The organism is Acinetobacter suaedae (assembly GCF_008630915.1).
GTDB lineage: Bacteria > Pseudomonadota > Gammaproteobacteria > Pseudomonadales > Moraxellaceae > Acinetobacter > Acinetobacter suaedae.
Map to the genome: position 1 here is coordinate 1 of NZ_CP043909.1, position 13,141 is coordinate 13,141.

The window sequence follows — 13,141 nt, forward strand, 5'->3', positions numbered from 1 at the left end:
TTATTCACAGATGCTTTGAATTTAAATTTAATGCACGAACGTTTTCTTTTTCAGCAAAAGAGTCTGAAATTTTCCTGACAGATGTGGATAACTTGGTTAGAATGGCGACCCCTTCAGGTTTGAAGGGCGGTGTTTTTGTTTTTTTAAATTTAAAATGGATAAATAGGGGATGCACATGCTCTGGACAGACTGCTTAACTCGCTTGCGACAAGAGCTCTCTGATAACGTCTTTGCGATGTGGATTCGTCCTTTGGTTGCTGAAGAAGTTGATGATGTGATGCGTTTATACGCACCTAACCCCTATTGGACACGTTATATTCAAGATAACCATCTTGAATTAATTTCTATTTTGGCTGAACAGTTATCAGAAGGACGAGTGCGTCAAGTTGAGATTTTGGTAGATTCTCGACCTGGTAGTATCCTGTCTACTCATGAACAACCTGCAACAACAACAGCGGCATTGAATACAACTACTCCAATTCCGACAAAAATGAAGAAAGAGGCTGATTTGGTACAGCCAAGTCAAAATGCCAATAAGATTCCTAAGAAAAGACAATTAAATCCATTATTTACTTTTTCATTATTTGTTGAAGGTCGCTCTAACCAAATGGCTGCAGAAACCTGCCGTAAGGTTTTAACGCAATTGGGGGCTTCACAACATAATCCATTATTTTTATATGGACCGACAGGTCTTGGTAAAACGCATCTTATGCAAGCTGTAGGTAATGCTTTACTGCAAGCTAAACCCAATGCTCGTGTGATGTATATGACTTCTGAAAGTTTTGTGCAGGACTTTGTCAGTTCATTGCAAAAAGGAAAAGTTGAAGAGTTTAAAAAGAATTGTCGTTCTTTAGATTTATTATTGGTTGATGATATCCATTTGTTAGCAGGTAAAGAAGCGAGCTTGGTTGAGTTCTTCTACACATTCAATGCTTTACTCGATGAATCAAAACAAATCATTTTGACTTCCGACCGTTATCCAAAAGAGCTGACTGAATTAGACCCTCGTCTGGTTTCCCGTTTTTCTTGGGGATTATCAGTGGGAGTTGAACCACCCGATATTGAAACGCGTATCGAAATTTTGTTGAAAAAGGCTGAAAATAGTGGTGTTGATTTGCCTCGAAATTGTGCTTTATTTATTGCTCAACAAGTGGTTGCCAATGTGCGAGAGCTTGAAGGTGCATTAAATAAAGTCGTGGCGATCTCACGTTTTAAAGGGACAGCAATCGATTTAGATGTGGTACGAGAATCGTTGAAAGATGTCTTGGCGATTCGTGCGCGAACCATTAGTGTGGAAAATATTCAGCGTGTAGTAAGTGAATATTTCCGTATTCCATTAAAAGAATTGATTGGACCTAAACGCACACGTATTTATGCTCGACCTCGTCAGTTGGCAATGGGGTTGGCACGTGAATTGACAGGGGATAGTTTTCCTGAAATCGGCATGGCTTTTGGTGGTCGTGACCACAGTACTGTAATGCATGCCTGTGAAAAAGTTGTCAGTTTGCGAGAAGAAGATCCAATTTTTAATGAAGATTATAAAAATCTACTTCGTTTGTTACAAAGCTAGTTTTGAGTATTATCTCGACTGACTCTATTTTCATAGTTGCAAACTATTTTTAAGTGCAGCATAGTACACTGCTAACATTCATAATCAGCTTCCGTTGTAAGAGGAATAAACCGTGCGTTTGAAAATCGCTAAAGAAAGTTTAGTCAATGTTTTATCTCATGTGGTGGGGGCTGTCGAACGCCGTCATACATTGAATATTCTTTCGAATGTCAAAATTCAAACAACTCAGCATGCTTTAACTATTACAGGTTCTGATTTGGAAGTTGAATTGGTAGCAAGCACCAATTTAGCTGAAGGAGCATGTTTAGAAGCCGGTGAAACCACTGTTCCTGCACGTAAGTTAGTTGAAATTTGTAAATCTCTACCAACAGCAGCTTTGATTGACTTACAAATTACGGAAGATCAACGTTGTATTCTGAAATCCGGCAATAGTCGTTTTGTCTTAGGTACATTGCCTGCTGAAGATTATCCTTTGCTCACCACTGAAAATAGTCAAGGTACTCAAGTTCAAGTGACTCAACGCGAGTTAAAACGCTTATTTGAAAAAACAGCGTTTGCTATGGCTGTTCAAGATGTACGTTTTTATCTCACAGGTACTTTGTTGGAAATTGATCAAAATCAATTGCGTACAGTAACTACCGATGGGCATCGTTTGGCATTGTGTGAAGTATTAGCTTCTTCTACGGCATCTGCTCCGATGCAAGCAATTGTGCCACGTAAAGCCGTTGGTGAGCTGCAACGTTTGCTGAGTATCGAAGATGAGCAGCTGACCTTGTTAATTGGACGTGAATTGTTGAATGTGACCATCAACACGCCGAGCCGAGATAAAGAGCAGAGCGATATTACGGTACGTTTTACCACGAAACTGATTGATGGTAAGTTCCCAGACTATCGTCGTGTGATTCCAAAAGGTGGCGATAAGCATGTTCTCATTGCTCACGATGTATTTAAACAATCTTTACAACGTGTAGCGATTTTGAGTAATGAAAAACTGCGTGGTGTTTTCTTGAATTTCAATCAAGATTCATTGCAATTACGTGCCAATAACCCAGAACAAGACGAAGCAGTCGAAGATTTAGCGATTCAATACCAAGATGCACCATTGGAAATGTCATTCAATGCTCAATATATTCTCGAGGTATTAAGTGTTCTTGATGGCGATGATGTAAAAATGAGCATGACAGAAGCGAATCAATCTGTATTAGTACAAGATCCTGCTCATCCTGATCAAACTTATGTAGTGATGCCAATGCGTGTTTAATCTGCAGTGAATATTTGAGTTTAAAACATGCAAATCACGCGTTTAAAAATCGAACGTGTACGAAATTTGAAAGCGGTTGCACTCACTGAGTTGCAGCCGTTTAATATTTTTTATGGCGCAAATGGTTCGGGAAAAACATCGATTTTGGAGTCAATCCATTTATTGGCGACAGGGCGATCATTTAGAACACATATCCCTAAACACTATATCCAGCATGATGCTCATGATGCGATTGTGTTTGCACAGTCTGTGGGTGAGCGGATTGGGATGCAAAAAATGGCCTCTGGTGAACAACTGATCAAAGTGAATGGTGATACTATTGCCACGCAAGGGCAGTTGGCAAAACTGTTGCCGCTACAACATATTGATCCACAAAGTACTGATATTATCGATCATGGAGCAAAACCTCGCCGACAGCTGTTAGATTGGTTGATGTTTCACGTGGAACCTGAGTTTTATTTTGCTTGGCAGTTTTATTCCCGCGCATTAAAACAACGAAATAGTTTGCTAAAAACACGGCGAAATTTAACCTTGGTTGATTTAGAACCATGGAACAAAATGTTGAGTGATTATGGCGAAATTTTGCACTCTCAACGTGTTGGTATCGTGGAGCAATGGAATCAGTTTTTTCAAGAGGATTTGCAGCAATTGCTGCCAAATCTTGAAATTGAATTAGAATATCACGCAGGTTTTCATACCGAGCAAGGTTTATTACAGGATTTGATACAGCAACATCAAAAAGACTTGGATCGACGTTACACAGAGTATGGACCACATCGTGCAGATTTACGCCTAAAAACACCAAATGGGAATGCTGATGATGTGTTGTCACGAGGACAAAAAAAGTTGTTAATCATGGCATTAAAACTGTCACAAATTGCAATGCTACATGCGAGTAATAAGGAAACTGTGGTATTATTAGATGATCTGACAGCAGAGTTAGATTTAGCTGCACAACAACGTTTAATTGAGCGATTGAGTCAGTTAGGAAGTCAGGTTTTTATGACGACCTTAGACCATACGTCGGTATTAAAACACTTACATGATTTGTCGATTTCTTTTCAATTGTTCCATGTTGTACACGGTCAAGTCAGTCTTGCTGCGCCATAAATTTATTTCCTCATCTTTGGATAGATTAGATATTACTAGGGAGTAACCATGAGTTCAGAGTCTCAATCAGTCTCTCAAACAGAACAAATTAATGAAAAGGCTTATGATTCCTCTAGTATTAAGGTATTACGTGGGTTAGACGCGGTTCGTAAACGTCCTGGCATGTACATCGGTGATACTGATGATGGGACAGGCTTACATCACATGGTGTTTGAGGTGGTAGATAATGCCATCGATGAAGCATTGGCAGGACACTGTGATGAGATTTTAGTTACGATTCATGAAGATGAATCGGTGAGCGTATCGGATAATGGACGTGGAATTCCAACCGATATTCACCCTGAAGAAGGGGTATCTGCTGCAGAGGTGATTCTGACCATTTTGCACGCAGGTGGTAAGTTCGATGACAATAGCTATAAAGTGTCAGGCGGTTTGCATGGTGTTGGTGTTTCAGTTGTAAATGCTTTATCTAGTAAACTACAATTGACGATTTACCGTGCTGGTAAAGAACATCAACAAGAATATCATCATGGTGATCCACAATATCCATTGCGTGTGGTTGGTGATACTGAGCGTACTGGAACGACTGTGCGTTTTTGGCCAAGTGCTGAAACGTTTAGTCAAACGATTTTTAGTGTTGATATTCTAGCGCGACGATTACGTGAACTTTCTTTCCTAAATGCAGGTGTACGTATCGTATTGCGTGATGAGCGAGTCAATCTTGAAAATGTTTATGACTATGAAGGCGGCTTATCTGAGTTTGTTAAATATATAAACGAAGGTAAAACGCACCTCAATGAAATTTTTCATTTCACCACGGATGCGGATAATGGCATTAGTGTGGAAGTTGCATTGCAATGGAACGATAGTTATCAAGAAAATGTACGTTGCTTTACCAACAACATTCCACAAAAAGATGGTGGTACGCATTTAGCTGGATTCCGTGCGGCATTAACCCGTGGCTTAAATAGCTACATGGAAAATGAAAACCTACTTAAAAAAGAAAAAGTAGCGGTGTCTGGTGATGATGCTCGTGAAGGCCTGACTGCAATTATTTCAGTTAAAGTTCCTGATCCAAAATTCTCTTCACAAACTAAAGAAAAATTGGTGTCTAGTGAAGTAAAACCTGCAGTTGAGCAGGCGATGAACAAAGAGTTTTCTGCATATTTGTTGGAAAATCCACAGGCAGCCAAATCAATCGCTGGTAAAATTATTGATGCTGCACGCGCCCGTGATGCTGCACGTAAAGCGCGTGAAATGACCCGTCGTAAGAGTGCTTTGGATATCGCAGGTTTACCTGGTAAATTGGCAGATTGTCAGGAAAAAGATCCTGCTTTATCTGAACTATATCTAGTCGAGGGTGACTCTGCAGGCGGGAGTGCTAAACAAGGTCGTAACCGTAAAATGCAGGCAATTTTACCGCTGAAAGGTAAAATTCTAAATGTTGAACGTGCACGTTTTGATAAGATGATTTCAAGTCAAGAAGTGGGCACATTAATTACGGCGTTAGGCTGTGGTATTGGACGTGAAGAATATAATCCAGACAAATTACGTTATCACAAAATCATTATCATGACCGATGCGGACGTGGATGGTTCACACATTCGTACTTTGTTATTGACCTTCTTCTTCCGTCAAATGCCTGAGTTGGTTGAGCGTGGTTATATTTATATTGCTCAACCGCCATTGTATAAATTGAAGAAAGGGAAACAAGAGCAATATCTTCAAGATAATGATGCACTTGAAACTTTCTTGATTTCTAATGCAATCGATGAGTTGGCGTTACATGTGAGTGCAGATGCGCCAGCGATCAGTGGTGAGGCGTTAGCGAGTGTGATTGCGGATTATCAAGTTTCACAGAAGAGCTTACAGCGGTTAACACAACGTTATCCAGCAAGTTTATTGGATGCTTTATTAGAGCTTGATGCATTTAAAATCGATCATAACCATGAGCGTGAGTATGTTGAGACTTGGGCAGAGCAATTGCGTTCAGCAATCGAAGCATTGCAACCAAGCCTACGCCCTGAAGTTACTCTAGAAGCGTTTGAGCGTGAAAATGCACAAGGTGAGAAATCAGCACATTATTGGCCACGAGTCACGGTATATGTACATAACTTACCGCATGCATATTTACTAGATGCTGGATTATTGAATTCTGCGGAATATGCACGTCTTCTTAAGAATGCTAAGAGCTGGTTTAAATTACTTGAGGAAGGGGCTTATCTGCAAAAGGGTGAGCGTCGCATTCAGGTAAATAGTTTCCACCAAGTTTGGCAGCATATTTTACAAGATTCACGTCGTGGTATGATGATTCAGCGTTATAAAGGTTTGGGTGAGATGAACGCTGAGCAGCTGTGGGAAACCACAATGGATCCTGAGAATCGTAATATGTTGCAAGTGACGATTGATGATGCGATTGAAGCAGATCGTATGTTCTCATGTCTCATGGGGGATGATGTTGAACCTCGTCGCGCATTTATTGAAGAAAATGCACTCAACGCAGATATTGACGCATAAATATTTGCTGTGAAAAAAAAGACGATGCCTTTGTGCATCGTCTTTTTTTAGAAAGTTAAGAGCTGAGGTTTCACGTGGAACATTGAGAAATTAACTATCTACGAAATCACTGACTTGAATAATCGCGTGACCAAATAAATAACCAGCAGTGACTAAAACACTAATCCACAGTAACGCACCTAGGATGTTATAAAGAACAAAGTGAGTATAGTTCATATTGCTTGAACCCGCTGCTAATGGTGCAAACGAGCGTGCAAAAGGAATAAAACGAGCAAGTAGGATGGTTTTTCCACCGTGTTTTAAGAAAAATACATTGGTTTTTTGTAGGTATTCTTGTTTGATAAAGCGAGATTCTGTATTGAAAATCCGATCACCAAAATGGCGTCCAATATGGAAATTCACCATGTAGCCCAATGCCGCTGCGAAAAAGAGTAGGATAATCATATAGCCAAGGTGCATAATTTCAACCACTGAGCATAAGGCACCAACAGCAAGTAATAAGCTATCACCAGGTAGGAAGAACATGAAAACAAAAGCTGTTTCAGAAAAAATAATCAGGAAGAGAATAGCGTAAATCCATAAACCATATTCTTGAACTAGGATTGGTAGGAAATGTTCGAAATTAAAAAGAAAGTCTAAAGAGTTCATTCAGTTTGTAGTGTCCCAAATAACGTACTCAGCAAATTGCAGTACAAAAAATATAAAATGAATCTAACCCTCAAGATTCATTCGCAGGTGATAACATTACAATAATGGGGCTTGAGTATATCTAGCCTGAAGCCAAAGCTCAATTTTTTGAGAAAATTCAAATTTTAATCGAGATTAAAAAGTGAGATAAAAGAATAACATTATTCAATACAGATTTATGTTACGAGGATGTTGAGTTGATCTTGAGAGCAGCATTAAAGTTCTTTAATATCTGCATATACGAAAAGATCCATATATTTCTACACGCCAAATATATGGATCTTTACTCCTAATTTATTGCGTAAATGAAGCTTCCAATTCTTCCAGTTCCATCATTAAGGTGAGTAACTGTTCTTCATATTGCTCAAGTTTACTTTTCAATTCACTTTGTTCATTCATGAGCTTGATTAAATCATCTTTGCGATTGGTCTCATACAATGCACTATCGGCCAATGCATGTTCAATATCGACTAAACGAGGCTGAACCTTTTCGATTTGAGCTTCAATTTTTTCAATATTTTTACGAATAGGTCGAGTAACTTCACGACGTCGTGCAGCTTCTTTACGTTGTGCTTCTTTATCAACTTTCACGCTGCTTGCTTGCTGATTGGTCGTTTGTTGCTGTAACGCATTTTGTGCATTGATTTGTTGCTGACGTGCTTCTCGTAACCATTTGGCATAATCTTGTAGGTCACCATCAAACTCAGTACAACGCCCTGCATGTACTAACAGCAATTCATCACAAACACTAGCAATGAGTTGACGTTCATGTGACACCAGCACCACTGCACCTTCGAAATCTTGTAATGCCATACTGAGCGCGTGACGCATATCTAAATCTAGATGGTTGGTGGGTTCATCCAGAATTAGAACATTTGGACGCTGCCAAACAATGAGCGCTAATGCCAAGCGCGCACGTTCACCACCAGAGAAGCTTTCACATGGTGTATCCATCCGTTCGCCACTAAAGCCAAAACCACCGAGGAAGGCTCGTAATGATGCTTCACTAATTTGTTTATCTGCAATACGTGCAAGTTGTAGCATCGGGCTGGCATTGGCATCTAAAGCATCCATCTGATGCTGTGCAAAGTAGCCGATATTGAGTAACTCTGAAGCTTTGCGTTCACCAGACAACAATGCTAAATCACCCACTAAGGTTTTGATGAGGGTAGATTTTCCTGCACCGTTCATCCCTAATAGACCAATGCGTGAGTTTGGTGTGATTTGTAAGCGAATTTTCTCGGCAATGATTTTGTCGCTATAGCCAATACTAGCTGCATCTAAACTTAATAGCGGAGAACTCATTTTGGTCGGTTCTCGGAAGCTAAATGTAAAGGGGGTGTCTACATGGGCTGGAGCGAGCTGCTGCATTCGTTCAAGTTGTTTGATACGGCTTTGTGCTTGACGTGCCTTGGTTGCCTTCGCTTTAAAACGATCAATAAATTTTTGTAGATGTGCTCGCGTTTCTTGCTGTTTCTCAAAAGCTTGTTGTTGTTGCGCTAAACGTTCACTGCGGGTGGTTTCGAAGGTTGAATAATTACCTGTGTACAGGGTCAGCTCTTGGTTTTCGATATGAAGTATATGATCGGTGATTGCATCAAGAAAATCACGGTCATGAGAAATAAGAACCAGCGTTCCTTCATAAGCTTTCAGCCAGTCTTCTAACCACAAAATAGCATCTAAGTCCAAATGGTTGGTTGGTTCATCTAGTAGCAAGAGGTCTGAACGACTCATTAAAGTACGTGCTAGGTTTAAGCGCATACGCCAACCACCAGAGAAGCTGGCGACATTTAAGTTTAATTGATGATCTAAAAAGCCTAAACCAGCCATTAATTGAGCCGCTTTAGCAGGAGCGACATAGCCATGAATTTCATCAAAACGGCCATGTAGTTTGGCTAGATCATCATTACTCAATTGATCGGGCTGAGCCAATTTTTCTTTGATATTCCAGTATTCCTCATCGCCTGAAAGAACAAAGTCAAGCGCTGGCATTTCTAGCGCTTTTATTTCTTGTGCCATGTGGGCAACTGTCCAAACTGCAGGGCGTGTTAAGTTACCTTCATCGGCAATCAAATCACCTAAGAAGGCAGCAAATAAAGTTGATTTACCTGCGCCGTTTACGCCTGTTAAACCGATTTTCCAACCTGGATGAAGTTGCATAGAGGCTTTTTGAAATAGAATTCGGCCACCACGGCGTAATGAAACTTGGTCAAACTGGATCATGGGTATGCAGCATAGCGAATAGATAGCTGCATTTTAAGGGCTATACCTGTGAATGCAAATTTTTCTATGGCAATCGAAAAACAGCTTTTAAAAAGTGTGATGAATATGATTAAAACTGATAATAATCCGATATATGTATATAAAAATACTGTTATTTTGATCAAAATTTGACTATATTGATTTCGTGTTGATGGAAAAACATGCAGAATAGTACATAAGGGAAGACAATATGAAAAAAGGACTTTGGCTATTAGGTGCTGCGACTTTATTTGCGATGAGTTCACAAGTACAAGCAAAACAAAAAGTTTGTGTATTCGATTTATTAGGAAAAGCAGGTGAGTCTTATAAACTTCTTGAAGAGTGGCGTCTGTCTGCACAAACATGGCAAGCAAATATTGAACTAATCCCTTATCAAGATGAAGAAAAAGCCGAGCGTGATTTTGATCAAGGACGTTGTGATGGCGTGTACATGACTTCTATGCGTGCTCGTAAATATAATAAATTTGCGGGTTCGATTGATGCTGTTGGAGCTGTCACCAGTAATGCCATTGCCCAAAAAGCAATTTCCTTTGTGCTTGATAAACGCAATCAACATCGACTTATAGCCACTTTCAATGGTGAGAAATTTGAAGTTGCGGGCATTATACAGGTTGGGCTGGCATATATTTTTGTAAGGGATAAGAATATCAATACGATTGAAAAGGCCAAAGGTAAAAAATTTGCCTATTTGCATTATGACCAAGCACAAAAAGCGATTGTAGAAAGTATTGATCTCGTCGCCGTGCCCTCTAATATTTCTGATTTTGTGCAAAAATTTAATCGTGGGCAAGTCGATGTGATTGCAGCACCTGCTTATGCTTATAAGCCTTTAGAAATTAATAAGGGGTTAGCAAATGGTGCTTTATTTAATTTCCCTGTTGTAAATATTACCGGGGATTTAATTATTCGCCCAGAAAAATTCCCAACAGCTTTTGCAACTCAATCACGTCAGTGGTTCGTTAAAAAATTGCCAAGTAACTTCGCAATGGTACAACGTTTAGAAGCGGGGATGGATGCATCTCGTATTAATCTTTCGAACGAAGACAAAGTTCGTTACCAAAAAATGTTACGTGAAGGTCGTATGAACTTAACCAAAGAAGGCGTATATGATGCGACCATGATGAATGTGCTGAAACGCGCTCGTTGTACTGTAGAACGAACTAATTTTGAATGTTCTTTAAGCGGTGAATAAGCCATAAGCTGGTTAAAAAATGACAAAAAGTAGCAATATTGACACAAAAAATAGAGTACTAACTCTATTTTTTTCCATAAAACATGATTAATATTTGCCTTGAACAAGGAGACAGACATAAGTTTGTAGAAGGAAGAAAAAATGAAAAAAATTGCATTCGCTGCGATCACCGCATCAATCGTTGGCTTTTCTGCGTCAGCTCAAGCAAACAAAGTAGACGTATGTGTATTTGACTTATTGGGTAGATCTGGTGAGTCATACAAAATGATGCAGGATTGGGCATTAGCTGCTAAGGGTTGGGGCGCTGATGTAAATTTAGTTGCATTGACTGATGAAGCTGTTGCAGATAATAACTTCAAAGCAGGAAAATGTGATGCTGTTGCAATGACCTCTATGCGTGCTCGCCCATACAATAAATTTGCGGGTTCGATTGACTCGTTGGGTGGTGTAACAAGTAATGAAATTGCGCAACGTGCGATTACGTTTGTATTAGATGCGCGTAATGCAGCTAAAATGACCACTAATCTAGGTGGTAATAAATATGAAATCGCGGGAATTGCGCCACTTGGTTCAGCATATATTTTCGTCCGTGATAAGAGCATCAATTCAATTGAGAAAGCAGCTGGTAAAAAGTTTGCTGTGCTTGGCTATGATGATGCACAAAAAATCATGGTACAACGCGTAGGTGCGCAAGCGGTACTTTCAGATATTTCTAACTTTGCTGCGAAGTTTAACAATGGTCAGGTTGATATGGTGGGTGCACCAGCTTATGCATACAAACCATTGGAATTGAGTAAAGGTCTCGGTACAAATGGTGCGATGTTTAACTTCCCAGTATTGCATGTAACTGCTGATTTAGTGATTCGCCCAGAAAAATTCCCTGCTGGTTTTGGTCAAAAATCTCGTGATTGGCATGTAAAACAATTACCAAAGAGCTTTGCAATGATCAAACGTTTGGAAGCTGAAATTCCTGCGAAATACAGAATGGATTTAAGTGCTGAAGACAAACTTAAATATCAAAAATTATTACGTGATGGCCGTATGGATTTAACCAAGCGTGGTATTTATGACGCAAGCATGATGTCAGTGTTGAAGAAAGCACGTTGCTCAGTAGATAAAGCAAACTTTGAATGTGCATTACCTGGTGAATAATCCATAATTGCAAAGTAGCATATATAAAGCCTAGATTAATCTAGGCTTTTTGTTTTTCTGATTATGTCATTAAGGTCATTGTCTTTGTGTCGAAACACCGTGATGATAGAAGCATAAAAATCAGATGAAATCGTGAAGATTTAAAAATATGTTTGATCAGGATGATGAAAACAAGACCGAATTTAAACATATATTCATTTGAAAACCTTTATCTGAGGGACTTCATTTGTTCTTCATAAGCTTAAGGCTATGCAACAACACTCAAACTAGATGCAAAGGAAAAAATAACATGCAATGGTTTAAAACAATTCTACTTGCGTCAAGCATTACAACCGTTTCTATCGCTGCACAAGCAAAGCAAACACTATGTGTATTTGATTTGGTGGGACGAAATGGTGATGTATATGCATTGATGAAGGATTATCAGATTGCTGCTAAATCATGGGGTGCTGATATTGAGTTACGTGTGGGACAAAATGAAGCTGTACTAGCAGAAGATTTCAAAGCAGGAAAATGTGATGCAGTGAGTATCACAGGAATGCGTGGTCGTCAGTTTAACCAGTTTACTGGATCACTTGATGCGATTGGTGCCATTACAGATTTAAAATTCGCAGTCAAAGTGATGCAAGGTTTAGCAAGTCCAACCTTTGCTAAAGCAATGGTCAATGGTCAATACGAAGTGGTAGGCGTTATTCCTGTCGGTGATGCTTACTTGATGGTCAATGATCGTAATATTAATACGGTTGCTAAAGCAGCAGGCAAGAAAATAGCCGTCCTTGATTATGATGAGGCTCAAAAAATTATGGCAGCACAGGTTGGGGCACAAGCTGTAAGCTCTGATGTGACTAACTTTGGTGCAAAATTTAATAATGGGCAAGTTGATATTATTGGTGCGCCAGCCGCTGCATTTAAACCTCTTGAGTTACATAAAGGTTTGGGTACAAAAGGCGCAATTGTAAATTATCCAATTTTACAAGTTACTGGAAATATTATTATTCGTTCAGATAAATTTCCAGATGGTTTTGGTCAAAAATCCAGACAATGGGTGAGTTCTCAATTACCACGGGCTTTTGATATTTTAGGAAAAATGAAAGCTGATATTCCACAAAAGTATTGGATGGAAATCCCAGCTTCTGATAAACCTGGATATCAGAAGTTAATGCGTGAGGCACGTATTGATTTAACTAAACGTGGTATCTACGATAAGCGTATGATGAAGCTATTATGGCAATTCCGCTGCCGTGAAGATGCCAAGAATTTCGAGTGTGCTTTACAGGATGAAAATTACAAATAATCTTTTGAAAAAGTCTGTAACGACACTTTAAAAGTTCAAAGACCGACCCGATATTAGGTATGCTATACTGAATATCGGGTCTTTTATTTATGAAAG

Annotated in this window: 9 protein-coding genes; 7 read left to right on the forward strand and 2 right to left on the reverse strand. The window is 39.4% G+C overall.

Annotated elements, in window-relative coordinates:
* Window positions 1–175 precede the first annotated feature (175 nt).
* From dnaA to gyrB, 4 genes are all read left to right on the forward strand, one after another.
* Window positions 176–1,570, forward strand: a complete 1,395-nt coding sequence (gene dnaA / locus F2A31_RS00005; RefSeq protein WP_150024556.1) for a chromosomal replication initiator protein DnaA — start codon at window positions 176–178, stop codon at window positions 1,568–1,570.
* Window positions 1,571–1,682: 112 nt separating this feature from the next.
* A complete protein-coding gene (gene dnaN / locus F2A31_RS00010; RefSeq protein WP_150024558.1) occupies window positions 1,683–2,831 on the forward strand; it encodes a DNA polymerase III subunit beta in 1,149 nt (382 codons plus the stop codon).
* 27 nt (window positions 2,832–2,858) lie between these two features.
* Window positions 2,859–3,941: a DNA replication/repair protein RecF gene (gene recF / locus F2A31_RS00015; protein WP_150024560.1), complete on the forward strand. Its 1,083-nt coding sequence runs from the start codon at window positions 2,859–2,861 to the stop codon at window positions 3,939–3,941.
* A 48-nt stretch (window positions 3,942–3,989) separates the two neighbouring features.
* The gene (gene gyrB / locus F2A31_RS00020) at window positions 3,990–6,458 is read left to right on the forward strand and encodes a DNA topoisomerase (ATP-hydrolyzing) subunit B (protein WP_150024562.1); all 2,469 of its coding nucleotides are present in this window, start codon (window positions 3,990–3,992) and stop codon (window positions 6,456–6,458) included.
* Window positions 6,459–6,548: 90 nt separating this feature from the next.
* On the opposite strand, the gene F2A31_RS00025 is transcribed toward gyrB, so the two are convergent.
* Entirely contained in the window at window positions 6,549–7,106 is a 558-nt protein-coding gene (locus F2A31_RS00025) for a VTT domain-containing protein (RefSeq protein WP_150024564.1), read from the reverse strand.
* A gap of 333 nt (window positions 7,107–7,439) precedes the next feature.
* The gene (locus F2A31_RS00030) at window positions 7,440–9,368 is read right to left on the reverse strand and encodes an ATP-binding cassette domain-containing protein (RefSeq protein WP_150024566.1); all 1,929 of its coding nucleotides are present in this window, start codon (window positions 9,366–9,368) and stop codon (window positions 7,440–7,442) included.
* Window positions 9,369–9,597: 229 nt separating this feature from the next.
* Between F2A31_RS00030 and F2A31_RS00035 the strand changes: the two genes are divergently transcribed.
* The 3 genes from F2A31_RS00035 (at window position 9,598) to F2A31_RS00045 (ending at window position 13,045) form a co-directional block, all read left to right on the forward strand.
* Complete coding sequence (locus tag F2A31_RS00035) at window positions 9,598–10,599, forward strand: putative solute-binding protein (protein WP_150024568.1); 1,002 nt, start codon at window positions 9,598–9,600, stop codon at window positions 10,597–10,599.
* A gap of 141 nt (window positions 10,600–10,740) precedes the next feature.
* Window positions 10,741–11,751 carry a putative solute-binding protein gene (locus F2A31_RS00040; protein ID WP_150024570.1) on the forward strand — a complete coding sequence of 337 codons (1,011 nt, stop codon included), beginning with the start codon at window positions 10,741–10,743 and terminating at the stop codon, window positions 11,749–11,751.
* Between the two features lie 289 nt (window positions 11,752–12,040).
* Window positions 12,041–13,045 carry a putative solute-binding protein gene (locus F2A31_RS00045; protein ID WP_150024572.1) on the forward strand — a complete coding sequence of 335 codons (1,005 nt, stop codon included), beginning with the start codon at window positions 12,041–12,043 and terminating at the stop codon, window positions 13,043–13,045.
* Window positions 13,046–13,141: the final 96 nt, after the last annotated feature.